At 73.1% G+C, this 23,996-nt stretch carries 22 protein-coding genes; 11 read left to right on the forward strand and 11 right to left on the reverse strand.

The annotated features are described in order from the left end of the window. Positions 1 to 18 precede the first annotated feature (18 nt). Both IE177_RS22545 and IE177_RS22550 read left to right on the forward strand, forming a co-directional pair. A complete protein-coding gene (locus tag IE177_RS22545; protein WP_190017190.1) occupies positions 19 to 642 on the forward strand; it encodes a hypothetical protein in 624 nt (207 codons plus the stop codon). Positions 643 to 704: 62 nt separating this feature from the next. Beyond that, positions 705 to 1,127: an acyl-CoA thioesterase gene (locus IE177_RS22550; RefSeq protein ID WP_190017191.1), complete on the forward strand. Its 423-nt coding sequence runs from the start codon at positions 705 to 707 to the stop codon at positions 1,125 to 1,127. A gap of 48 nt (positions 1,128 to 1,175) precedes the next feature. Here the strand turns inward: IE177_RS22550 and IE177_RS22555 are convergent, their stop codons facing one another. Beyond that, the gene (locus IE177_RS22555) at positions 1,176 to 2,030 is read right to left on the reverse strand and encodes an SDR family oxidoreductase (RefSeq protein ID WP_373305148.1); all 855 of its coding nucleotides are present in this window, start codon (positions 2,028 to 2,030) and stop codon (positions 1,176 to 1,178) included. A 96-nt stretch (positions 2,031 to 2,126) separates the two neighbouring features. Between IE177_RS22555 and IE177_RS22560 the strand changes: the two genes are divergently transcribed. Further along, complete coding sequence (locus IE177_RS22560; RefSeq protein ID WP_190017193.1) at positions 2,127 to 2,924, forward strand: AraC family transcriptional regulator; 798 nt, start codon at positions 2,127 to 2,129, stop codon at positions 2,922 to 2,924. Between the two features lie 100 nt (positions 2,925 to 3,024). Here the strand turns inward: IE177_RS22560 and IE177_RS22565 are convergent, their stop codons facing one another. The 7 genes from IE177_RS22565 to IE177_RS22595 all read right to left on the reverse strand — a co-directional run bounded on the left by IE177_RS22565 (position 3,025) and on the right by IE177_RS22595 (position 8,710). Beyond that, positions 3,025 to 4,392 (reverse strand): nucleobase:cation symporter-2 family protein, encoded by a 1,368-nt coding sequence (locus tag IE177_RS22565; RefSeq protein ID WP_190017194.1) that lies wholly within the window; start codon positions 4,390 to 4,392, stop codon positions 3,025 to 3,027. Positions 4,393 to 4,627: 235 nt separating this feature from the next. Then, on the reverse strand, positions 4,628 to 6,007 hold the full coding sequence (locus IE177_RS22570; protein WP_190017195.1) for an 8-oxoguanine deaminase: 1,380 nt from the start codon (positions 6,005 to 6,007) through the stop codon (positions 4,628 to 4,630). A 117-nt stretch (positions 6,008 to 6,124) separates the two neighbouring features. Beyond that, positions 6,125 to 7,048 (reverse strand): factor-independent urate hydroxylase, encoded by a 924-nt coding sequence (gene pucL, locus IE177_RS22575; protein WP_190017196.1) that lies wholly within the window; start codon positions 7,046 to 7,048, stop codon positions 6,125 to 6,127. Between the two features lie 6 nt (positions 7,049 to 7,054). After that, positions 7,055 to 7,459, reverse strand: coding sequence for a hydroxyisourate hydrolase (gene uraH, locus IE177_RS22580; protein ID WP_190017197.1), 405 nt, complete (start codon positions 7,457 to 7,459; stop codon positions 7,055 to 7,057). Between the two features lie 4 nt (positions 7,460 to 7,463). Then, entirely contained in the window at positions 7,464 to 7,976 is a 513-nt protein-coding gene (gene uraD / locus IE177_RS22585; protein WP_190017198.1) for a 2-oxo-4-hydroxy-4-carboxy-5-ureidoimidazoline decarboxylase, read from the reverse strand. A 117-nt stretch (positions 7,977 to 8,093) separates the two neighbouring features. After that, on the reverse strand, positions 8,094 to 8,462 hold the full coding sequence (locus IE177_RS22590) for a helix-turn-helix domain-containing protein (protein ID WP_190017199.1): 369 nt from the start codon (positions 8,460 to 8,462) through the stop codon (positions 8,094 to 8,096). Next, a complete protein-coding gene (locus tag IE177_RS22595) occupies positions 8,459 to 8,710 on the reverse strand; it encodes a YkoF family thiamine-binding protein (RefSeq protein WP_190017200.1) in 252 nt (83 codons plus the stop codon). The genes IE177_RS22590 and IE177_RS22595 overlap by 4 nt, the downstream gene beginning before the upstream one ends. Before the next feature lie 156 nt (positions 8,711 to 8,866). Between IE177_RS22595 and IE177_RS22600 the strand changes: the two genes are divergently transcribed. The 5 genes from IE177_RS22600 (at position 8,867) to IE177_RS22620 (ending at position 13,816) form a co-directional block, all read left to right on the forward strand. Beyond that, on the forward strand, positions 8,867 to 9,706 hold the full coding sequence (locus IE177_RS22600) for a TIM barrel protein (protein WP_190017201.1): 840 nt from the start codon (positions 8,867 to 8,869) through the stop codon (positions 9,704 to 9,706). Between the two features lie 58 nt (positions 9,707 to 9,764). Further along, the gene (locus tag IE177_RS22605) at positions 9,765 to 10,655 is read left to right on the forward strand and encodes a 2-hydroxy-3-oxopropionate reductase (protein WP_190017202.1); all 891 of its coding nucleotides are present in this window, start codon (positions 9,765 to 9,767) and stop codon (positions 10,653 to 10,655) included. A 170-nt stretch (positions 10,656 to 10,825) separates the two neighbouring features. Then, on the forward strand, positions 10,826 to 12,289 hold the full coding sequence (locus IE177_RS22610; RefSeq protein WP_190017203.1) for a catalase: 1,464 nt from the start codon (positions 10,826 to 10,828) through the stop codon (positions 12,287 to 12,289). A 411-nt stretch (positions 12,290 to 12,700) separates the two neighbouring features. Further along, positions 12,701 to 12,934, forward strand: coding sequence for a hypothetical protein (locus IE177_RS22615; protein WP_190017204.1), 234 nt, complete (start codon positions 12,701 to 12,703; stop codon positions 12,932 to 12,934). A 159-nt stretch (positions 12,935 to 13,093) separates the two neighbouring features. Further along, positions 13,094 to 13,816, forward strand: a complete 723-nt coding sequence (locus tag IE177_RS22620) for a DUF2207 domain-containing protein (protein WP_190017205.1) — start codon at positions 13,094 to 13,096, stop codon at positions 13,814 to 13,816. A gap of 76 nt (positions 13,817 to 13,892) precedes the next feature. On the opposite strand, the gene gcl is transcribed toward IE177_RS22620, so the two are convergent. After that, positions 13,893 to 15,680, reverse strand: coding sequence for a glyoxylate carboligase (gene gcl / locus IE177_RS22625; protein WP_190017206.1), 1,788 nt, complete (start codon positions 15,678 to 15,680; stop codon positions 13,893 to 13,895). 246 nt (positions 15,681 to 15,926) lie between these two features. Here gcl and IE177_RS22630 point away from each other — a divergent pair, with 246 nt between their 5' ends. Beyond that, positions 15,927 to 16,637, forward strand: coding sequence for a hypothetical protein (locus IE177_RS22630; RefSeq protein ID WP_190017207.1), 711 nt, complete (start codon positions 15,927 to 15,929; stop codon positions 16,635 to 16,637). Between the two features lie 116 nt (positions 16,638 to 16,753). Here the strand turns inward: IE177_RS22630 and IE177_RS22635 are convergent, their stop codons facing one another. Continuing rightward, on the reverse strand, positions 16,754 to 18,364 hold the full coding sequence (locus tag IE177_RS22635; protein ID WP_190017208.1) for an AMP-binding protein: 1,611 nt from the start codon (positions 18,362 to 18,364) through the stop codon (positions 16,754 to 16,756). Then, complete coding sequence (locus IE177_RS22640; RefSeq protein WP_190017209.1) at positions 18,361 to 20,034, reverse strand: AMP-binding protein; 1,674 nt, start codon at positions 20,032 to 20,034, stop codon at positions 18,361 to 18,363. The genes IE177_RS22635 and IE177_RS22640 overlap by 4 nt, the downstream gene beginning before the upstream one ends. 114 nt (positions 20,035 to 20,148) lie before the next feature. On the opposite strand from IE177_RS22640, the gene IE177_RS22645 reads away from it, so the two are divergent. Continuing rightward, a complete protein-coding gene (locus IE177_RS22645) occupies positions 20,149 to 20,979 on the forward strand; it encodes a helix-turn-helix transcriptional regulator (protein ID WP_190017210.1) in 831 nt (276 codons plus the stop codon). A 167-nt stretch (positions 20,980 to 21,146) separates the two neighbouring features. Next, complete coding sequence (locus IE177_RS22650; protein WP_190017350.1) at positions 21,147 to 23,972, forward strand: helix-turn-helix transcriptional regulator; 2,826 nt, start codon at positions 21,147 to 21,149, stop codon at positions 23,970 to 23,972. Positions 23,973 to 23,996: the final 24 nt, after the last annotated feature.

Raw genomic sequence — 23,996 nt, forward strand, 5'->3', positions numbered from 1 at the left:
CACCAGAGGGAGCGGGTCGTGACACCAACACCCACCGCCGCCCAGCGGCGCGTGATCGAGGGCGCCGATCCGGTCACCGGGCGGCTGCGCGGCACGGACGCCCAGCTCGCCGCGCTGGTGAGGCGGGGGCTCGCCTTCCGGCACCCCCGGCCCCCGCACGACCACTTCCTCACCCCGGCCGGGCACCGGATACGCGAGGCGCCGCCGCAGCCGCCGGCGGCGGAGCCCGCGCCGTCCACCGGGGTGTTCGCCGCCCGCGTCGGCGGCGAGGAGGAGACCCCGCCGGCGGGGCCGGAGCGGCTGCGCGAGGTGCGGAGCGCCTGGCAGGGGCTGCTGGAGCTGCGCCGGATGACCCGTGCGGACGGGGCCGTGGACCTGCCGTGCGGCTGGGAGCGCACGCATCTGGTGCGGGCCGCCGCCCTGGCCCTGGAGGCGGCGGGACACCGCCCGGCGGGCGGGGGCGCGGACGGCTACCGGGTACGGGCGACCCCGCAGCCGGAGGCGGTCGCCGTGTACGCGCCCGACCCGCGGACCCTGGCGGCCTGCGCGGCCACCCTGGAGCGGGCCGGCTGGCAGGCGGGCGAGTACACCGAGCCGCGGACCAGGGCGCGTTACGTGCTGGCCTCGCCGCGCCGGGCGTGACCGGTGCGAGCGGCGTGCCAGGATCGGTCCGGCAGAGATCCGTCACCCAGGAAGGGCGAGCAGTGACCCGACCGTATTCCGTCCGTGTGACCGTCCGCGGCTACGAGACCGACGTGCAGGGACATGTGAACCAGGCCGTGTACCTCAACTACGCCGAGCACGCCCGCTGGTCGCTGCTCCAGGAGTCCGGGCTGAGCCAGGCCCGGCTGCGGGCCCGGGGCGTGGGCCCGGTGGCGCTGGAGACGACGATCCGCTTCCTGCGCGAGCTGCTCGCCGGCGACGAGGTCGACGTGACGTGCGAGTTCGAGTGGAGCGGTGGGAAGACCTTCCGGATCCGCCAGGAGATACGCCGGACCGACGGCGTCCTCGCGGCCGAGATCAGCGCGGTGGGCGGCCTGATGGACCTCGACGCGCGCAAGCTGGTCGCGGACCCGCGCGAGGTGTTCAGGGAACTGACCACGGACGTCTCCCTGTTCGGCCTCTAGACCGTGTCCGGCGCGCAGGCGCGACGCCGGACACGGCCGAGACACCCCCTAGGCGCGCGGGAAGGCGGTCCGGTGGTCCTCGGCCCACTCCCGGTACGTCCGCGCCGGCCGGCCCAGCACGTCGGGTACGGCCCGGGTGACCACCGCGTTGCCGCCCCGGCGGACGAACGTGGTGCTGGTCAGGACGCCCTCGGTGCGCGGCTCGTCGAAGCCCCAGACGTCGCGGAGGAACGCCCGGGTCTCCTCCGGTGAGAGGTCGCGTGTGGTGACCGGGCGGCCCAGGACCGAGGCGAGCGCGGCGGCCTGCTCCGGAACGCTGACCGCCTCGGGCCCGGTCAGGGTGTACGTCCGCCCGGCGTGGCGGCCGTCGGTCAGGGCCCGCACCGCCACCGCGGCCACGTCGCGCGGGTCGACCACCCCGGACGCGCCGTCACCGGTCGGGTTGGGCACCGGCTCGTCCGCCCCCAGTTCCCGGGCCCAGCTGAGCGTGTTGGAGGCGAACGTGGAAGGCCTCAGCACCGTCCACTGGGTCCCGCTGTCCCGCACGGCCCGCTCACCGTCCACGTGCCACGATCCGAACGGGCCGACCCGGGGATCGCCGGTACCGAGGGCGGAGAGCTTCACCAGCCGGCGCACTCCCGCCGTGCGCGCCGCCGCCACCAGTGCCAGGTCGTGCCCGGCGGACGGTCCCGGCGGGCCGGCGAGGAACGCGGCCGTCACGCCCCGCGTCGCGTCCGCGAGCGATCCGGGATCGGTGTAGTCCCCGCGCACCACCTCCACCCCGGGCGGCACCTGGGCCTTCGCCGGGTCGCGGGTCAGGGCGCGCACCCTTTCGCCGCGCTCCGCGAGCTGTCGTACGAGTTCACTGCCTGTGGTGCCCGTGGCACCCGTCACCAGAATCATGGGGTCCACGGTGACCCGGGCGGGACGGCCGGTTCTTGGAGATTCCGGCACGCTTCGCCGGCCCCGGCGGAGGTGTGACGCCCTTACCGTGGAGGGGTGCCGAACGCGACCGCCGAGCAGGCCCTGTCCACGCCCGAGGTGCTGCGCCCCTGGATCGCCGGGGTGCGCACCTTGTCCGTACCCGAACCGGCCGGCGAAGCCTTCGTGCACCTTCCCGACGCGGCCACCAAGGTGGTGCTGCGGGTGGCGGCCGACGGGCACCGGGACGTGCTGGCCGTCGGGCCGCGGGTGCGTGCGTCGTACCACGAGGGAAAGGCCCACATCGCCTGTGTGGAGCTGCGGCTGACGCCCGGGACGGTCCGGCCGTTGCTGGGTGTCCCGGCCGCCGAACTGGTCGGCAGGGCAGTGCCGTTGGAGGCGCTGCCGGGCGGAACGCCCCGGCGGCTGGCCGCCGGGCTGCGGTGGCTGGCCCCGGAGGAGGCCGTGCCGTACCTCTCCGGGGCGCTGCCGGAGCTGCTGTCGGCCGCCGTGGACCCGTCACGGACGGCGCTGCTGCGGGCGGGGGTCGACGCGCTGTCGGTGCGCGGCGACCGGACGCCGGCCCAGGTGCGGGATGTCGCCCGCGAACTCGCGGTCAGTGAGCGTCTGTTGCGCACCCTGTTCACCGAGGGCGTCGGTGTCTCCCCGAAGCACTACGCCCGTATCCACCGGGTCCGCACGGTGCTCACCAGGGCCCCGGGCACCCGCTGGTCCGAGGTCGCCGCGGCCACCGGCTACTACGACCAGGCGCACATGACGTCCGACTTCCGCGCCCTGATGGGCGTACCGCCCCGCTCGTACTTCACCGGCCGGCTGCCGGCGAGCACGCCCTGCCGGGCGGGCCGGCGGGTCTGAGTCCGTGCGCGGAACGGGCCGGATCCTGCCCGCGCGACGGCGGGCGCGTCACGGCGGGCGGGGACACGGGGGCCTCGTGCGCCGTGCCCCCGCCCGCGGTTCAGTGGGCGACGGCGATCTCCTCCCCCGCCTCCATCGGGTGGGTCACGTCGTGGGCCTCGCGGCCCTTGCCGATGTGGTTGAAGAGAAGGTTGAGGAGCACTGCCGTCAGGCAGCCCGTGGAGATGCCCGAGTCCAGGACGATCCTCGCGGTCTCCGGGAACGCGTGGTAGAAGTCCGGCTCGGTGATCGGGACGATGCCGACGGCGAGGGAGACGGCCACGATCAGGACGTTGTTGTCCCTGTCCAGGCCCGCCCGCACCAGGGTCTGGATGCCACTGGCGGCGACCGAGCCGAACAGGACGACGCCGGCGCCGCCGAGGACCGGACGGGGCACGACCGCGATGAGGGACGCGGCCATCGGGCACAGGCCCATGAGCACCAGGAAGCCGCCACCGGTGGCGACCACGTACCGGCTGCGGATCCTGGTCATCGCCACCAGGCCGATGTTCTGGGCGAAGGCGCTGCACATGAACCCGTTGAACAGGGGGCTGAGCGCCGAGCCGAGGGTGTCGGCGCGCAGGCCGGCGGCGATGGTCCGCTCGTCGGCGGGGCGTTCGACGATCTCGCCGAGCGCCAGCATGTCGGCGGTCGACTCGGTCATCGAGACCACCATCACCACGCACAGCGAGAGGACGGCCGCGAGCTGGAACTGGGGCGCGCCGAAGTGGAACGGGGTGGGGAAGCCCACCACGTCGGCGTCCGCGACGGGGCCGAAGTCGGTGGCGCCGAAGGGTATCGCGACGAGCGTGCCGGCGATCAGGCCGAGCAGGACGGCGATCTGCTTGACGAAGCCGCGGGTGAAGCGGCGCAGCAGCAGGACGAGGACCAGGGTGACGGCGGCCAGGGTGAGATGGGCCGCCGAACCGTAGTCGCCGGCCTTCGGGTCGGGGCCCTGGGCCCAGCCGAAGGCGACCGGGAGCAGGGACACGCCGATCAGGGTGATGACGGAGCCGGTGACGACCGGCGGGAAGAACCGGACGGCCCTGCTGAAGAAGGGGGCGGCGAGGAAGCCGAGCAGGCCGGCGACGATGACGGCGCCGAAGATGACCGGCAGGGCGTCGGACTTGTCGTGGCTGGAGGCGACGATCGCCGTCATCGGGGCGACACCGGCGAAGGTGACGCCGTTGACGAAGGGCAGCCGGGCACCGATCTTCCAGATGCCCAGGGTCTGCAGGAACGTGGCGAGGCCCGCGGTGAACAGGCAGGCGCCGGTGAGGAACGTCAGGTCGGTCGTGGACAGGCCCACGGCGGCGCCGACGATCAGGGGTGGGGCGACGACTCCGGCGTACATGGCGGCCACGTGCTGCAGGCCGCTGGTCGCCATTTTGAGGGCGGGGAGTTTCTCGTCAACAGGATGGGCGGCCACGGCGGGTCCTCCGGTCGGGTAACACGTCACCGACGACGTGGGTTTCTTGGAGGTGGTGCTTGTGGTCGTGCGGGACCGTGACGGGGGGTGGCGCTGAGCGGGGAGCGGTGAGGCGGTGGCCGTCGCCGGGGCGCGCGCGTCGGCGCGCGTCCCGGCGACGGCCTGCCGTGGATCCCGCTCGGATCCACGGTCCCGGCCGGGAGCCGTCCCTCCCGGCCGGAGTCCGGGAGCCGGATCAGCCCTGGGCGGCGATCCGGGTGAGGCGCCGGGCCTCCTCGCGGGTGGCGCGGGCGATGGCGTCCTCGTCGGCGGTGAGCAGCCGGCCGTTCTCGACGATCTGCCGGCCGTCCACGAAGGAGGCGGTCACCGGGGCCGCGGCGCCGAGGACCAGCGCGGTCACCGGGTCGGCGATGGAGGCGTGGGCGAGCGTGTCCATCCTCCACAGCACCAGGTCGGCGAGCTTGCCGGGTTCGAGTGAGCCGAGCTGGTCCGCCCGGCCGAGGACCCGGGCGCCGCCGTGGGTGCCGAGCCGCAGCGCCTGGCGGGCGGTGAGGGCGGCCTCGCGGTGGGCGCCGAGGCGGTTGATCAGCAGCGCGTTGCGCAGTTCGGTGTGGAGTTCGCCGGACTCGTTGGAGGCGGTGCCGTCGACGCCGAGGCCGACCGGGACGCCCGCCCTCAGCATGTCGGGGACGCGGGCGATGCCGGCGGCGAGCCGGGCGTTGGACGAGGGGCAGTGGGCGACGCCGGTCCCGGTGCGGGCGAAGGCGGTGATGTCGGAGTCGTTCATGTGGACGCAGTGCGCCATCCACACGTCCTCGCCGAGCCAGCCGGTGGACTCGAAGTAGTCGGTCGGGCCCATGCCGAACAGCTCGTGGCAGAACTTCTCCTCCTCCACTGTCTCCGAGCCGTGCGTGTGCAGGCGCACGCCGAGCCGGCGGGCGAGCTCGGCGCCCTGGCGCATCAGTTCGGTGGAGACGGAGAACGGCGAGCAGGGGGCGACGGCCACCTGGGTCATGGAGTCGGGGGAGGCGTCGTGGTGCTCGCCGACGGTCTCCTCGGTCGCGGCGAGCGCGTCCTCCAGTGTCTCGACGGCGAAGTCCGGCGGCAGGCCGCCGTCCTTCTCGCCGCGGTCCATCGACCCGCGGGCCAGCGTGAAGCGGACGCCCATCCCGACGGCGGCCCGGATGATCGCGCCGGACAGGTCGCCGCAGCCGCGCGGGAAGACGTAGTGGTGGTCCATGGCTGTGGTGACGCCGCCCCGGGCCATCATGGCGAGGGACCCCTGCGCCGCAGCGTGCACCATCGGCTCGTCGATGCGCGCCCAGACCGGGTACAGCGCGACGAGCCAGTCGAAGAGGTTGTGGTCCGTGGCCAGGCCCCGGGTGATCCACTGGTAGAAGTGGTGGTGGGTGTTGACCAGGCCCGGGGTGGCGAGGTGTCCGGTGGCGTCGATGCGGCGTACGACGTTCTCCAGGCCCTCGGGGGCCCTGCCCGCGCCGACCGCCTCGATGCGGTTGCCGGCGAGGACCAGGTGCCCGGAGGCGTACTCGGTGTCGTCGGCGTCGACGGTCGCGATCGAACAGTTCTCGATGACGATGCGCTGGGCTGCTGCCATGATTCGTCCTTTTCGCTCAGCGGACTGAAGTGGGTGGGCACGGCAGGACCCTGGGAGCTTTGAGTGCCGTGACCGGGGACATGTGTTCCCCGGTCACGGGTGCCGAGAGGGGTGTGGCTACAGATTGGTGAGATCCACCGGGATGCGCGCCTCACAGCCGTCCCGCAGGACGGTGGCCTCGATGAGGCCGTAGGGCCGGTCGGCGGCGAAGTAGACCTCGTTGTCGTTCTTCAGCCCGAACGGCTCCAGGTCCACCAGGAAATGGTGCTTGTTAGGCAGCGAGAAGCGGACCTCGTCCACCTCGCCGCGGTTGTTGATGATGCGCGCGCCCATCTGGTACAGCGTCTGCTGGAGCGAGAGGGAGTACGTCTCGGCGAAGGCCTGCAGCATGTGCTTCCTGACCTGCTCGTAGGACTTCTCCCAGTTCGGCGCCTTCTGCTCGTCGTCGGACCAGCCGAAGCGCCAGCGGGCGGAGACCGAGGTGGCCAGGATGCGGTCGTGCGCCTCCTTCAGGGTGGTGTACCGGTCCTTGACGTAGCCCCAGAACTCGGAGTTGGTCGAGTTCATCACCGTGAGGTCCTTCAGGCCCGAGACGACCTCCCACGACGCGCCGTCGTAGGTGATCTGGGTGAGCCGGGTCTCCTGGCCCTTGCGCACGAAGGAGTGCTTGACCTCGTCGGCGCCGATGAACCGCGAGTTGGCGTCGGAGGTCTCGATCCGCTCCCAGGCGTACTCCTCGATGCGGATCCGGGCGCGGTGGATCGGCTCCTGCGAGGTGACGAAGTGGCGGGCGAGGTGGATGCCGAACTGCTCGGCCGACTCGATGCCGTGCTCCTTGGCGAAGGCGAACACCGTGTTCTTGGTGGTGTCGGTCGGCAGGACGTTGGCGTTGGAGCCGGAGTAGTGGACCTCGTCCATGTCGCCGCTCAGCGCGACGGAGACGTTGAGGTCCTTGATGTGGTGGGTGGCGCCGTCCCGCGTGATCTTTACGACTCGGTTCTCGGCCTTGCCGTACTGGTTCTGTCCCAGGATCGTGGGCATGCTTCGCTAGCTCCCTCGGTAAACGGAGTAGCCGAACGGGTTGAGCAGCAGCGGCACGTGATAGTGCTCGCCCGGTACGACGGCGAACGTGACCGCCACCTCCGGGAAGAACACACCGGGTCCGCTGTCCCGGTTCGCGGGGGCGTCCTGCTGCGCATCGGCTTGCTTCTTCTCGGACTGCGAGAAGTACGCCTCGACGGCGAAGTCGAGCCGTACGTGGGTGGTCCCCTCCGGCGGTGCCGGCAGGTCCTTGCACCGGCCGTCGGCGTCGGTCGCGGAGCCGCCGAGTGGCCGCCAGTCCGCGTCGCGGCCGCCGCGGACCGAGAGGCGGACGGCGACGCCCCCGGCGGGGCGGCCGGCGGAGGTGTCCAGGATGTGTGTGGACACGGAGGCCGTGGTGCTGGTGCTCATGGTGTCAGGCGTCCTCTTCGACGAGTCGGGCCAGTCGGATGCGGTTGATCCTGCCCAGCTCGATGCGGACGATCTCCCGCTCGCGCTCGGGCGGGTTGCCGATCCGTGCCCTGACCGCGTCGCGCATCTGCTCGGCACTCTTCCCGGTGGCGCAGATCAGGAACACGTGACCGAACCGCTCCTGGTAGGCCAGGTTCAGGTCGAGCATCTCGGCCCTGAGTTCCGCGGAGGCGCCGGCCATGCCGCGCTGTTCGCGTGCGGAGGCCGGGTCGCCGGGTCTGGGGCGCCCGATCGGCGGGTGCCCGGCCATCGCCTCCTCGAGGTCCGCGGTGGTCAGCTCGGCCATGGCGGCGTCACTGGCGGCGTACAGCTCCTCGGCGGTGGCGTAGGGGCGGGCGGCGAGGAGCCGCCGGGCCCATGCGGTGGAGGCGCACGCCTCGTGGAGGGCGGTGAAGGCGGCGCGTTCCTCGAGGTCGTTGAACCGGGTCAGGCCCGGGGGCGTGGGAGTCGACGTCACGGGAGCCTCCGTGGCCGGTGTGCGGCCGTCGTGCTGAACGGGCTGCCGACAGCTAACGCCCCCGGAAACGCCGCGTCAACACTTTGTTGAAAATTCCGGGTTACCTCCCGGAGGCCCTCAGCTCTCCTTGTCGCGGTTGAGGTAGTTGTAGACCGTGAAGCGGCTCACGCCGAGCGCGCTCGCCACGGTCTCCACGCCGTGCCGGACGGAGAAGGCGCCCCGCGCCTCCAGCGCCCGCACCACCTCCTGCTTCGCCTTGCGGTCCAGGTCGGCGAGGGGCATGCCCTTCCTGCGCTCCATGGCGGCCAGGATGTGGTCGAGGGAGTCGGCGAGCTGCGGCAGGCGCACGGCGACCGCGTCGGCGCCCTCCCAGGCGAGCACGACGTCGTCGGGGCCGGCCTCGTCGGGCGGGAGCAGTTCCCCGCCCATGGCGTCGACCAGCGGCTTCACGGCCGCGATGAAGGACTCGCCCCCGACGCCGGTCACCTCCCGCCCTCCGCGACCACGTTGACCTGCAGCGAGATGCGGGTGGCGCCGGCCTGGAGGGACTGGCGCAGCAGGGCGTCGACGGCCGTCAGCACGCTGTCCGCACCCCCCTCGGCCGTGTTGCCGAACGGGCCGACGTCCACGGCGTCGAGCTGGGCCGCCTGGATGACCTCGCGGGCCACCACGGCGTGCGCGGGCGCCTCGTCGAGGTCGAAGGGCTCGGTCGTGAACTCCACTCTCAATCGCACGGGCTCAACCTAACCCGCACCGGAGCCCCCTGGGCAGGTCCGGCCGCGGACCGGCGCACGGGCCCCCTTGACAAGCCGCGACACCCACGGGCAGTCTTCCGTTGGACAGAAACAAACTTCCACATCATGGAATATTGAGAAAGGGGGCGCCGCCCAGTGGGATTCGCGGACCAGCGCTTCACCGTCAACCTGTCGATGCTCTTCACGGAACTCCCGCTCCTGGAGCGCCCCGCGGCGGCCGCCGCGGCGGGCTTCACCGCGGTCGAGCTGTGGTGGCCCTGGGCCGAATCCCCCACCCCCCGGCAGTCCGAGCCGGACGCGCTGGGAAGGGCGATCGAGGACGCGGGCGTCCGCCTGACGGGCCTGAACTTCTACGCCGGACGGCTGCCGGGCCCGGACCGCGGCGCCCTGTCGGTCCCGGGCGAGGAGTCGGAGCGGTTCCGCGCCAACGTCGACGTGGCCGCCGGCTTCGCCGGCGCCCTCGGCTGCACGGCGCTCAACGCCCTGTACGGCAACCGCGTCGAGGGCACGGACCCGGCCGAGCAGGACGCGCTCGCCCTGGAGAACCTCGCCCTCGCGGCCCGGGCCGCCGACCGGATCGGCGCGGTCCTGCTGGTCGAGGCGCTGAACGGACCCGAGTCGCCGCTGTACCCGCTCCAGTCCGCGCCGGCCGCGGTCGCGGTCGCCGACAAGGTGAACGAGGCGACGGGACTCGGCAACGCCAGGTTCCTCATGGACCTCTACCACCTGTCCATGAACGGCGAGGACCTGCCGTCGGTGATCGAGCGGTACGCCACGAGGACGGGCCACGTGCAGATCGCCGACAACCCGGGCCGCGGCGCGCCCGGCACCGGCTCACTGCCCCTCGAAGACCTGCTGGACCGACTGAGCGGAGCGGGCTACGACGGCTGGGTCGGCCTCGAGTACAAGCCGGGGGCCTCGCCGAGCGCGGAGGCCTTCGAGTGGCTGCCGGCCGGGGCGCGTGCCGCCCGCTGAGGCGCCGCGGCCACCCGGAAGCGCGGAATCAGGCGAAACAGTCAGAGAGGCATCCCCGATGAGCAATCTTCCCAAGATCGCCTGGATAGGCCTCGGCATCATGGGCTCGCCCATGTCCGAGAACCTGCTCAAGGCGGGCTACGACGTCACCGGTCACACCCTGGAGCAGGACAAGCTGGACCGCCTGGCCGCCGCCGGCGGCACCCCGGCCGGCTCGATCGCCGAGGCCGTGCGCGACGCCGACGTGATCGTCACGATGGTGCCCGCCTCCCCGCAGGTCGAGGCCGTCGCCTACGGCCCCGGCGGCATCCTGGAGAACGCCAGGCCCGGCGCCCTGCTGATCGACATGTCCTCGATCACCCCGCAGACCTCCGTCGACCTCGCGAGAGCCGCCGCGGACAAGGGCATCCGGGTACTGGACGCCCCGGTGTCCGGCGGCGAGGCCGGCGCGGTGGAGGCCGTTCTGTCGATCATGGTCGGCGGCGAGCAGGCCGACTTCGACCGGGCCAGGCCGGTCTTCGAGGCGCTGGGCAGGACGATCGTGCTGTGCGGCCCGCACGGCTCCGGACAGACGGTGAAGGCGGCCAACCAGCTGATCGTCGCGGTGAACATCCAGGCCTGTGCCGAGGCCGTGGTCTTCCTGGAGAAGTCCGGCGTGGACCTGGCGGCCGCACTGGACGTGCTGGGCGGCGGCCTCGCGGGCTCCACGGTGCTGGCCCGCAAGAAGGACAACTTCCTCGGCCGCGACTTCCGGCCGGGCTTCCGCATCGACCTGCACCACAAGGACATGGGCATCGTCACCGACGCCGCCCGCAACGTCGGCGCCGCCCTGCCGGTCGGTGCGGTGGTCGCCCAACTGGTCGCGTCGCTGCGCGCCCAGGGCGACGGCGGCCTGGACCACTCGGCCCTGCTGCGGACCGTGGAGCGCCTGTCCGGCTCCCCGGCCTGACGGCACCCCCGCTTCCGGGCCGCGGCGCCGCCGACACCTGTCCTGTCGCGCCCAGGCGGCGCCGCGGCCCGGGATCCAGTTCAACAAACTGTTGACGCTCCGTTCACCGCACTCCTAGGCTCCACGAAGCGGAAACAGGTTTCCGCTGACACCCGTACGGAAGGTCCACGATGTCGAAGCGCGTGCTGACTACCGAGTCCGGCGCCCCGGTCGCCGACAACCAGAACTCCGCCTGCGCAGGCGCGGGCGGCCCGCTCCTGCTCCAGGACCAGCACCTCCTGGAGAAGCTCGCGCGCTTCAACCGCGAGCGGATCCCGGAGCGCGTCGTGCACGCCCGTGGTTCCGGCGCGTACGGCCACTTCGAGGTGACGGACGACGTCACCGGCTACACCCACGCCGCCTTCCTCGGCGAGATCGGCAGGCGCACCGAGGTCTTCGTACGGTTCTCCACGGTCGCCGACTCGCTCGGCGGCGCCGACGCCGTCCGCGACCCGCGCGGCTTCGCGGTGAAGTTCTACACCGAGGAGGGCAACTACGACCTCGTCGGCAACAACACCCCGGTGTTCTTCATCAAGGACCCGGTCAAGTTCCCCGACTTCATCCACTCGCAGAAGCGGGACCCGTTCACGGGCCGTCAGGAGCCGGACAACGTCTGGGACTTCTGGTCGCACTCCCCCGAGGCGACGCACCAGGTGACCTGGCTCATGGGCGACCGCGGCATCCCGGCGTCCTACCGCCACATGAACGGCTACGGCTCGCACACCTACCAGTGGACGAACGCCGACGGCGAGGCCTTCTTCGTCAAGTACCACTTCCGCACCAACCAGGGCGTCCGCTGTCTGAGCAGCGAGCAGGCCGCGGAGCTCGCGGGCCGGGACACCGGCTCCCACCAGACGGACCTGCTGCAGGCCATCGAACGGGGCGTGCACCCGTCCTGGACGCTGTACGTCCAGCTCATGCCGGCGGCCGAGGCGGCGGACTACCGGTTCGACCCGTTCGACGTGACCAAGGTCTGGCCGCACCGGGACCACCCGCTCACCCGCGTGGGCCGGCTGGTCCTGGACCGCAACCCGGACAACGTCTTCGCCGACGTCGAGCAGGCCGCGTTCTCCCCGAACAACTTCGTGCCGGGCATCGGCCCCTCGCCGGACAAGATGCTCCAGGGCCGCCTGTTCGCCTACGCGGACGCCCACCGGTACCGCCTGGGGATCAACCACACGCAGCTCGCCGTGAACGCCCCGAAGGCGGTCCCGGGCGGCGCCCGCAACTACGGCCGCGACGGCCTCATGGCGTCCAACGCCCAGGGCCGCCACGCCAAGAACTACGAGCCGAACTCCTACGACGGCCCCGTCGAGACCGGCCGCCCGCTGTCGGCCCCGCTGCCGGTGTCAGGGCACACCGGCACCCACGAGGCGCCCCAGCACACCAAGGACGACGACTTCTTCCAGGCGGGCGAGCTGTACCGGCTGATGTCCCGGGAGGAGAGGTCCCGTCTGGTCGCGAACATCGCCGGGGGGCTCGCGAGGGTCACCCGCGACGACGTGATCGAGCGGAACCTGGCCCACTTCCACGCCGCCGACCCGGAGTACGGCAGGCGCGTGGAGGATGCGGTCCGCGCCCTGCGCGAGGACTGAGACCCGGCGACACACAAGCGGCGTACGGAGCCCGACGGAGGTCACGGCGTCCGTACGCGGTCCGCGCAGGACGCCCGACGGCCCGGATGAGGGGCCCCGAGTCGGGCGGACGGTGCGGGCCGGGCGGGACCGCGGCGGAGTGCGAGCCAGTGCGGTGGTGAAGGAACGGCGTGCCCTTCCCGGCCAGAGGGAAGGCCTCCGGCTCCGTCGCATCCTCCGCGGTCCCGCCCACCCCCTCACCACGAGGAGGGCCACCTGCCCCGTCCGGCGGCGCGAACGACCTGTCGCGCCCGGCCTCGCGCCGTCGGGCGGCCATCACGCGACACCGGAAGCGCCCCCCGGCGGGAGGGCGCTTCGGCCGTGCCCGGCGCCCGGCGTGCGGGTCCGCCCCATCCGCAGGACGCTGAAGCCATGGGCAATCAGACGCGGCACCCGCACATCGTGGTCCACTCCCCGGCCCTGGACGGCTCGCGGCGCGTCACCGAGGGGGACGTGACCCTGGGTCTCGCCTCCCACCTGGACGACGTCGTGGAGATCCTCCGGCTGGCCGACCTGGACCGGATCGAGGTGGAGGAGAGTGATCTCATCGAGTGGCAGGGCGGCGGGCCGGACGACTGGCCGGGCCTGTCGGAGCACGAGCTGTGAGACGCCGGGTACGTCAGCGGCCGTATCCGGCCCGGCGAAAGCTCAAATGAACCTCTGAACACCGGCAAGGAGGCTTCGGCGGCCGTCGGCGGCGGGCACAGTGACTGCACACGGGGTCCGCCGGCACGGGGGCGGCGGACCCCGTACGGGGGGTCTCCCATGGGCCGTACGACATCACTTCCGCCGGAGCCGTGCGCGATCGCCCTGCTGCGGGGCGGCGACCGCGCCGCCGTGACCGTCGCCGTACTGGGGCTGCACCTGAGCGGCGCGGTCGGCGCCGGCCGGCCGGGCGTTCTGCGGCGGACCGGGACGGGCACCGCCGGACCCTTCCGCCATCCGCTGGAGAAGGCGGTGCGCACCGGACTGTACCGGCCTGCGGGGCCGCGGGAGTTGCCCGGCCGGGCGGTGGTACAACGGGCGCTGGCGAGGATGCGCGCCGAACTGCGGGCAGCCGGACTGCTGCGGTCGCTGCCGCCCCGCCGCACCCTGGCCGCCGGCCGTCTGCTGGCGGCCCTTCGCGCGGGCCATCCGCTGCCCGGCGGCCCGGACGGCCTGCCCGAGGAGGAGGTGCTGCTCGCCGTCGCGCTGTACGGCGAGCGGGCCCTGACCGCCCTGGTGCCGGGTTTCGCCCGCGACTGCGGGCTCACCGGCCGCGGCGCGCTCGCGGACGAGGGCCTCTTCCCGTTCGGCAGGGGCAGCGGCCTCCCGCGCGGCGTCATGGGCGACGAGGGCATGACCGGCTGGGACGGCGACGGGGACACCGCCGGCGGAACGCACGGCGGCCACGGCCACGGCGGGTACGGCCACGGCCATGACCACAGCGGCGGGTACGGCGGCCACGACCACGGCGGCGGATGCGGCGGGGGCGGCGGGTACGGCTGAACGCCGTCGCTCGCGGGCGGGCCGAAGGGGCGGCCCGTCCCCTCCCGGAGCGGGCCGCCCTCGCACGCCCGGTGGGTCAGACCTTCAGCGGCCTGACCGACGTCGGCGCGTGGCCGGGCTCGGTGGCGAGGTCCTCGAACTCGTGGACGTCGCTGATGTCCATGGTGCGGCTCATCGAGATGTTCGTGATCCGTTCGAGGATCGCCTCGACGACGACCGGCACCCGGTGCTCGGCGGCCAGCTTCCTGGCCTGCTGGAAGGCGGTGCCCAGCTGGTCCGGCCCGGTGACCCGGATGGCCTTGCAGCCCAGCCCCTCGGCGACCTTGACGTGGTCGACGCCGTAGACGCCGATCTCGGGCGAGTTGACGTTCTCGAACTCCAGGTTGACCTGGAAGTCGATGTCGAGACCGAGCTGCGCCTGGCGGATCAGGCCGAGGTAGGCGTTGTTCACCAGGACGTGGACGTAGGGGATCCGGTGCTGGGCGGCGACCGCCAGCTCCTCGATCAGGAACTGGAAGTCGTAGTCGCCGGAGAGCGCGACGACCGGGGAGCCCGGGTCGGCCCTGGCGACACCGATCGCGGCCGGGACCGTCCAGCCGAGGGGGCCCGCCTGGCCGCAGTTGATCCAGTGGCGCGGCCGGTACACGTGGAGCATCTGCGCGCCGGCGATCTGGGACAGGCCGATGGTGGTGACGTACCGGGTCTCGGGACCGAAGGCCTTGTTCATCTCCTCGTACACGCGCTGCGGCTTCATCGGCACGTCGTCGAAGTGCGTGCGGCGCAGCAGGGTGGCCCTGCGCTCCTGGACGGAGGCGACCCAGCCGGTGCGGTCGGGCAGCCTGCCCGCGGCCTTCAGCTCCCTCGCCACCTCGGTGAACAGCTCCAGCGCGGCCCTGGCGTCGGAGACGACACCGTAGTCCGGCGGGAAGATCCTGCCGATCTGGGTGGGCTCGATGTCGACGTGGACGAACTTCCGGTCCCCCCGGTACACGTCCAGCCGGTAGCCGGTGTGGCGGTTGGCCCAGCGGTTGCCGATGCCGAGGACGAAGTCGGACTCCAGGAAGGTGGCGTTGCCGTAGCGGTGCGAGGTCTGGACGCCGACCATGCCGGCGTTCAGCTCGTGGTCGTCGGGCAGGGCGCCCCAGCCCATCAGGGTCGGGACGACCGGGGTCCGTGTCAGCTCGGCGAACTCCACCAGCAGGTCGCAGGCGTCGGCGCCGATGACGCCGCCGCCGGCGACGATCAGCGGGCGTTCGGCGGCGAGCAGGAAGGAGATCGCCTTCTCGATCTGGGCGCGGGTGGCGGCCGGCTTGTAGACGGGAAGCGGCTCGTAGGTCTCCGGGTCGAACTCGATCTCGGTGAGCTGGACGTCGATCGGCAGGTCGATCAGGACCGGACCCGGCCGCCCGGAACGCATCAGGTGGAAGGCCTGCTGGAAGACGCCGGGGACCTGCGCGGCCTCCAGGACGGTGACGGCCATCTTGGTGACCGGCCTCGCGATCGAGGCGATGTCGACGGCCTGGAAGTCCTCCTTGTGGATCACGCCGGTCGGCGCCTGACCGGTGATGCACAGGATCGGGACGGAGTCACCGGTGGCGGAGTACAGACCGGTGATCATGTCGGTGCCGGCCGGGCCGGAGGTGCCGATGCAGACGCCGATGTTCCCCGGCCTGGCGCGGGTGTAGCCCTCGGCCATGTGGGAGGCGCCCTCGACGTGGCGGGCGAGGGTGTGGTGAATGCCGCCGCCCTCCTTCAGCGCCTTGTAGAACGGGTTGATCGCCGCGCCCGGCACGCCGAAGGCGTCGGTGACGCCCTCGCGTCTGAGGATCTCAACTGCCGCGCGGGCAGCGGTCATACGAGCCATCGAGTACTCCTGCCTCGGCTGTCGGATGCGTACTCCCGTCGCGCCCCGCGGTGAGCACGGTCTCCAGCTTTTACTTCCGCATTGTGAAATATTACTTCTGCTACGTGGAAGCAATGTAGGGCGGTGGGTGAACGCCGTCAAGGGCGGCCGCGTCCCCCAAGGGCCGGACGACCGGGGTGCCGGAAGGGCACGATGGGAGGCGCCGTCCGGGCAACGACCGTCCCGGCGCGACGCCTTGGAGGGACCATGCCCGAGAGCGTGCCGGTGCGCTGTCCGGCCTGTCGGCGCGCGCACGTCTACACCGCGCCGGTGTACCCGTGCGCGTGCGGCGCCCCCGGCGCCCCCCGGGTGGATCCGGCCTCCGAACCGGCCGTGGCGGCGCACCGGGCCTGGGACGACGAGTGGGTGACCGTGCCGTGCGCCGCCTGCGGGCGCCGCAACCAGTGGCCCCGCCCGGAACTGGGCTGCCCGTGCGGCTCGGTGCTGCTCATCCCCCTGGCGGGCATGCCCCGGGCGTCGCCCCCGGACGCGCCAGGGGCGGACACCTTCGCCGTCCGCCGCCCGCTCCCGCCCACCGCCCGCGACGCCGTCGGCGCCGCCGTGCTCTGTCTGCTCGGGCTCGGCCACCGGGACGTCCGCCGGGCCGGCCGGCGGCCGTCCGGCGGCGTCGGGCTGGCCGCCCACGGGCTGCTCGCCCAGGTCGACGCCACGCCACGGCCGGCCGGGCAGCGGGACGTGGAGTGCCTGTGGCTGACGGCGATGACCCAGGCCGCGGAATGCGTGTACTTCTCCCGCGCCGGCTATACGGCCGAGGCCCTCGACCGCGCCGCCGCGCTGCGGATACCGCTGTTCGCCCTGGGCCCGCCGGGCGTCACGCGGCCGGCGAACGACGCGGCGGCCGCACTGACCGCCGAGCGGGCGTCACGGCAGGGGCCCGGGGCGCCGGACGGGGACTGAAGGCCCCCGGGGAGCGGGAACGCCGGCGCGTCCCGGGCCGAGCGCGCCGCCGACTGCGCGCTCGTCCGCCCGGGACCCGCCGGCGAACAGGAAGCAGATGCTCGGTTACCGCCCTTTCACACCTGGTACTTATCCCGCAGTTCGACCTTGCGCACCTTCCCGGACACCGTCATCGGGAAGGCGTCGAGGATCTGCAGCCTGCTGGGGATCTTGTAGTGCGCGAGCCGGTCCCGGCAGAAGGCGCGCAGGTCCTCCAGGGTGAGGGGGTCGGCCGCGTCGAGCGGGATGACACAGGCGAGGACCTCCTCGCCGTACGTCTCGTGCGGCACTCCGACGACCTGGACGTCCCTGATCTTGGGATGGGCGTAGAGGAACTCCTCGATCTCGCGCGGGTAGATGTTCTCGCCGCCCCGGATGATCATGTCCTTGATGCGGCCGACGATCTCGACGTAGCCGTCCTCGCGCATCACCGCCAGGTCGCCGGTGTGCATCCAGCGGCCCGCGTCGACGGCCTCGGCCGTCTTGTCCGGCTCGTTCCAGTAGCCGAGCATCACGCTGTAGCCCCGGGTGCACAACTCGCCCGCCGCACCCCGCGGTTGCGTGACCCCGGTGGCCGGGTCGACGACCTTGGTCTCCAGGTGCGGCAGGACCCGGCCCACGGTGCCCGTGCGGTGCTCCAGGTCGTCGTCGATCCGCGTCTGCAGCGACACCGGTGACGTCTCCGTCATGCCGTAGCAGATGGAGACCTCCTCCATGTGCATCTCGGCGACCACCCGCTTCATCACCTCCACCGGGCAGGGCGAGCCGGCCATGATGCCGGTGCGCAGGGTGGCGAGGTCGTAGGAGGCGAAGTCCGGGAGGTTCAGCTCGGCGATGAACATCGTCGGGACGCCGTACAGGGACGTGCAGCGTTCGCGCTGCACCGCCTCCAGGGTGGCCTTCGGCTCGAAGGACGGGGCCGGGATCACCATGCACGCGCCGTGCGAGGTGGCGGCCAGGTTTCCCATCACCATGCCGAAGCAGTGGTAGAAGGGCACCGGGATGCAGATCCGGTCCTGTTCCGTGTAGGAGACCAGCTCGCCCACGAAGTAGCCGTTGTTGAGGATGTTGTGGTGGGAGAGGGTGGCGCCCTTCGGGAATCCGGTCGTGCCCGAGGTGTACTGGATGTTGATGGGGTCGTCGCAGGACAACGAAGCCTCCCGCGCCCGCAGTTCGTCACGCGGCACCTCTGAACCGCGCGCGGCGAAGGCCTCCCAGCTCGGGTCCCCGATGTAGACGGTCCGTTCCAGCCGCGGGCATCTGCCGCGCACTTCCTCGACCATCGCCCGGTAGTCGCTGGTCCTGTGGCCGAGGGAGGCGAACAGCAGGGAGATCCCCGCCTGGTTGAGGACGTACTCGACCTCGTGCGTGCGGTACGCCGGGTTGATGTTGACCATGACGGCGCCGGCGCGTGCGGTGGCGTACTGCACCAGGACCCACTCGGCGCAGTTGACCGCCCAGATGCCGACCCGGTCGCCCTTGGCCACCCCGCTCGCGAGCAGCGCGCGGGCCAGCCGTTCGACGTCGGCGGCGAACTCGGCGTAGGTCCAGCGCCGTCCGGAGGGCACGTCGACCAGGGCCTCGCGGTCCGGCCAGGCGGCCACCGCCCGGTCGAGGTTGGCGCCGATGGTGTCGCCGAGCAGGGCGGTGCCGCCCGTGCCGTGGGTGTACGACGGTTCCGATGTCACCGGAAGTCCTCCTCGCGGTACTCGTCCTGGGCGCCGGCCGCCGTGGCCTCGCGCAGCTCGATCCGGCGGATCTTGCCGGAGACCGTCTTGGGCAGCGTGCCGAACTCCAGCCGGCGGATGCGCTTGTACGGGGCGAGCACCTGGCGCGAGTGCTCGAAGATGACCTTGGCGGTGCCGGGGCCGGGCTCGAAGCCCTCGGCGAGGACGACATATGCCTTGGGCACGGCGAGCCGCAGCTCGTCCGGGGCCGGGACGACGGCCGCCTCGGCGACCGCCTCGTGCTCCAGCAGCGCGCTCTCCAGCTCGAAGGGGCTGATCTTGTAGTCGGAGGCCTTGAAGACGTCGTCGGCGCGTCCGACGTAGGTCAGGTAGCCGTCCTCGTCGCGCGCGGCGATGTCGCCGGTGCGGTAGTAGCCGCCCGCCATGGCCTCGGCCGTGCGGTCGGGGTCGCCGTGGTAGCCGGTCATCAGGCCGACCGGCCGCTCGGAGAGGTCGAGGGCGACCTCGCCCTCGGTGACCCCGGGCGCGCCCGAGACCGGGTCGAGCAGCTCGACGCGGTAGCCGGGGCTGGGGCGGCCCATGGAGCCGGTCTTCAGGACCTGGCCGGGGCTGTTGGAGACCTGGACGGCCGTCTCGGTCTGCCCGAACCCGTCCCGGACGGTCACTCCCCAGGCCCGCCGGACCTGCTCGATCACCTCCGGGTTGAGCGGCTCCCCTGCGGCGACGACCTCGCGGGGCGGGATGCGCAGCTGGCCGAGGTCGGCCTGGATGAGCATGCGCCACACGGTCGGCGGGGCGCAGAAAGTGGTGACGCCGGCCCGGTCCATCTCGGCCATCAGGCGGGCCGCGTCGAAGCGGGTGTAGTTGAAGATGAAGACGGTCGCCTCGGCGTTCCACGGGGCGAACAGGTTGGACCAGGCGTGCTTGGCCCAGCCGGGCGAGGAGATGTTCAGGTGCACGTCGCCCGGACGCAGGCCGATCCAGTACATGGTGGCCAGGTGCCCGATCGGGTACGAGGTGTGGGTGTGCTCGACCAGCTTGGGTCGGGCGGTGGTGCCCGAGGTGAAGTAGAGCATCAGCGGGTCGTCGGCCAGGGTGGGGCCGTCGGGCAGGAACTCGGCGGGGGCGGCGTACGCGTCCTCGTACGGTTCCCAGCCCTCCTCCGGCAGGCCGCCGACGCTGATCCGGGTGTAGGCGCCGGGCACGCCGTCGAACTTGGCGGTGTCCCCGGCGCGCGCGATCACGTGCTTCACCCGGCCCCGGTCGACGCGGTCGCACAGGTCGGCGGGGCCGAGCAGCGGGGTGGCCGGGATGACGACCGCGCGCAGCTTCATCGCGGCCAGCGCGGTCTCCCACAGCTCCGCCTGGTTGCCGAGCATGACCAGGACGCGGTCCTCGGCGGCGACCCCCCGCTCGCGCAGCCACCGGGCGACGCGGTTGGAGCGTTCGGACAGCTCGGCGAAGGACAGCCGGGTCTCGGTGCCGTCCTCCTCGACGATGTGCAGGGCGGTCCGGTCGTTGCCCTCGGCGATCACGTCGAACCAGTCCAGCGCCCAGTTGAAGTGCTCGGGCCGCGGCCAGGTGAACCCGCCGTAGGCGGTGGCCCAGTCCTCGCGGTGCTCCAGCAGGAAGTCCCGGGCCCCGCGGAACAGCTCCGTCGCCGTCGTCATTGGTGTCCTCCTCAGTACCGGACCATTGCCGGGCGGCTCTCTGGCATCGTCTAATCCGTGATGCAGGTCTCACTACCCCCGAACGGGGGTGTGAGCGGCCGAAGGGGCGAACAGGTGACGTCAGACGCGGCGGGAGCGGCGGAGATCGGCGGCGCGCTGGCCCGGCTGCGGCGTGCGACCGGGCTCCCGGTCGCCTTCGGCGGGCTGGTCGAGCCCGGGCGGCCGCAGGTGCGCATCAGCGAACTGAGCGGCACCACCACGGCGGCCCTGCGCTCGCTCACGGTGACCTCCGGCAACGGGCTGGGCGGCAAGGCGGTGGCGCTCGCCCGGCCGTGCGCGGTGACGGAGTACTCCAGCTCCCGGCAGATCAGCCACGAGTACGACGCGCCGGTGGCCGCCGAGGGCATCCGCTCGGTGCTCGCGGTGCCGGTCGTGGTGCGGCGGCGGGTGCGCGGGGTGCTGTACGGCGCGCTGCGCTCGGCCCAGCCGCTGGGCGACCGCACCCTGGGCGCGGCCCTGGCGGTGGCCCGGGACGTGGAGCAGGCGCTGGTGGTGCGGGACGAGGCGCGCGGGCTGCTGCCCCAGGCCGGGCCGGAGCCCGCCGGTGGCGACCGGGGGGCCGGCTGGGAGCAGGTGCGCGAGGCGCACGCGGCGTTGCGGGCGCTGGCGCCGCGGATCGCGGACCCCGGGCTGCGGGCCGAGCTGCTGGCCGCGTGCGGGTTGCTGACGGCGCCGCGGCCGGCCGGCGGCGGGAGCCTGGCGCCGCGTGAGCTGGACGTGCTCTCCTGGGTGGCGGCGGGTGCCACCAACGCGACCGTGGCCGAGCGGCTGGGGCTGCGTCCGGAGACGGTCAAGGGCTACCTGCGCTCCGCGATGCGCAAACTGGGCGCACACACCCGAGGGGAGGCGGTGACGGCGGCCCGCAGGGCGGGGCTGCTGCCGTAGCAACGGGCGGGGCGGGGACGCCGGTAAGGAAACCTGCCCATTCACGTGGCGTCGCCATGAATTTTCACAGTCCTTGACCGTTTGTTATTTCCCTCACCACGGCTTCCGTCCGAATTTCAAGGATCGTTGCCTAGAATTTGGCCCGGACACGACACAGGAGGGGAGCGCTGACCGTGCGACGGGACTTCCAGGAGTCGGTTCGATGCCACCCGGACCTGGTCATCGGCCGCGAGGATCTGTTCAACAGCGCCCGCGACCAGCTCGCCTCCGGCGGCAGCCTGCTGCTCCACGGCCCAGCCGGAATAGGGAAATCCACGGTCCTGCGGGCATTGGCCGAGGAATACGGCGCGAGAGCGCGGACCGTGTTGCGCTGCTCGGCCACCGAGTCCGAATCGCACCTGCCGTTCCTGGCCCTCGCCGACCTCCTCGGGCTGGTGCTCGACGAGGTCTGTCCGCGGCTGCCCGCGGCCCAGCGCACCGCGCTGGAGTCGGCGCTCACCGGCCGCGGCGAGTCCAGCCTCCAGCGCGACGGCCTCGCCCTGCGCCTCGCGGTGCTCTCCGCGCTGCGGGCGCTCGCCGAGCGGGGCCCGGTCCTGATCGTCGCCGACGACCTGCAGTGGCTGGACCCGGCCAGCGCCGAACTGCTCGGCTTCGCCGCCCGCCGCCTCGGCGACACCCCGGTGCAGATGCTGTGCGCGGTGCGCACCGAGGACGAGGACTACGACCGCCACCTGCGCGCCTGCCCGCCGGGCACCCTCTCGGTACGGCTGGGCCCCCTCTCCCGCGCCGAGCTGAGCACGCTCCTGGACCACCGCGGCTACCACGGCCTGCCCCGCTCCACGGTGCGCGAGGTGCACCGCACCAGCGGCGGCAACCCGCTGTTCGCCCTGGAGCTGGGCCGCGCCCTGGCCGAGACCCCGGCCCCGCCCCGCCCGGGTGAGCCGCTGCCGGTGCCCACCTCGCTGCGCGCCCTGGTGCTCAGCCGCCTGGACATGCTGTCGGTGGAGGCCCGCCGCACCCTGCTGGTGGCCAGCGCCGGCGCCCGCCCCACCCTGGCACTGCTGGACGCGGCCGGCCGGGAGAACGCCGAGGCCGAGTGCGCCCAGGCCGCGGAACTCGGGCTGCTGGCCACCGAGGCCGAGGGTCCGGCGGTGCGGTTCGCGCACCCGCTGATATCCGCCGCGCTGTACGCGGAGGCGCCCGCGCAGGAGCGGCGGACGGTGCACGCGGCGCTGTCGACCGCGGCCTCGGACCCCATCGAACGGGCCCGGCACCTGGCGCTGGCCACCACCGGCACCGACCCGGACGTGGCCGCCCGGCTGGCCGAGGCCGCCGCGCTGGCCCGGGACCGGGGGGCGCCGTCGATGGCCGCCTCGCTCGGGCTGCTGGCCGCCCGGCACACCCCGGCCGACGGCGAGCCGGGCGAGGCCGAGCGTCGGTTGCGGGCCGCCGAGGACGCCATCACGGCCGGCGAGACGGACCTCGCCCGGGACATCGCCCGCGACGTGCTGACCCGGGCGGTGGTGCCCGCCGAGCGGGTGCGGGCGTGGATGGTGGTCATCGAGTCGGCCGGGCAGGCGCTCGGCGACGTGGACGCCGTCTTCCCGCAGGCGCTGGCCGACGCCGGTGACGACCCGCGACTGCTCGCGCTGGTTCGGTACATGCTCGCCTGGCGCGCCCTGCTGGTCGAGGGCGACTTCGCCGAGTCCCGCGCGGAGGCCGCGCGCGCCGCGGCCCTGGCCGCCCGCGCCGCCGACCGGCGCACCGAGCTGATGGCGCGCGCCTTCCAGGCCTCCAGCGAGACCCTGATGGGCCACCCGGACGCCGCCGCCACCACCAGACGGGCGCTGGAGGAGCCGCAGGACCCCTACGTCGCCTGCCACCACAACGGCGTCGGCTACGCCCGCTACCGCTGGCTGCTGATGAGCGACCAGCTGGCCGAGGCCCGCACCACCATCACCGCGCTGCTGCGCGAGGTGCGGCGGCGCGGCATGGTCGAGAGCGAGGTGCACTTCCTGCGCATGTTCGCCGAGACCGAACTGCGCGCCGGGCACTGCGGGCGGGCCCTGGAGCTGTCCCGGGAGAGCCTGCTGCTCGCCCGCGACACCGGCATCGGCGAGAGCGCGTCCGCGACGCTGGCCTCGATAGCCGAGGCCTCGGGCGGGGACACCGAGCGGGCGCTGACGCTCGCCCGCGAGGCGATCGGGCACGCCGAGGAGGACGGCGACCAGATGTACCTCTCCCGCGCCGTGGCCGCCCTGGGCTACGCCCACTTCGTCGCCGGGGACGCCCGGGCCGCCGTGGAGGCGTTCGGCCGGGTGCGGGAACTGGAGCTGGGGCTCGGCATCACCGACCCGGCACGTGGCCGCTGGCACGGCGACCTGGCGGAGGCGCTGGTGCTGGCCGGGGAGCCGGGCGAGGCGCAGCAGGTCATCGACGGGGCCCGCGAACACGCCCTGAGGCTGGGCCGGGAGAGTGTCATCGCGGTGCTGGACCGGGCGGAGGCCCTGGTCCGGGCGGCCCGCGGGGACCATGAGGCCGCCGTCGCCCAGCTGACGTCCGCTCAGGACCGGCTCGGCAAGCTGGGCAACGGCCTGGAGGAGGCGCGGGCGGCGTTCGCGCTGGCCCGGCTGCGCGCCCGCTACGCCCAGGACCCGCTCCAGCGGACGACGGCGTACGACGAGGCCGTCCGGCTGTTCCGCCGCTGCCGGGCGCTGCCGTGGCTGCGCCAGGTGGACGAGGCGCTGCGGGCTCCGCAGACGGATCCCGCGCCGGCCGTGCGGGACACCCTGGAGGCGCTGGACGTCCTCGCCGCGATGGAGCGTCAGGTCGCGGCGCTCGTCATGGAGGGCGCGACCAACCGGGAGATCGCCGCCCGGCTGTTCATCAGCGTGAAGACGGTGGAGGCGACCCTGACCCGGGTCTACCGCAAGCTGGGGATCCGATCCCGCGTCGACATCGTCCGATTGGCGGCAGGTCGCCGCGCGCCCTGAGGTGCGATCTTGTTAACTGATCCG

Origin of the sequence: Streptomyces lucensis JCM 4490, assembly GCF_014650035.1 — a bacterium.
GTDB classification, from domain to species: Bacteria; Actinomycetota; Actinomycetes; order Streptomycetales; family Streptomycetaceae; genus Streptomyces; species Streptomyces lucensis.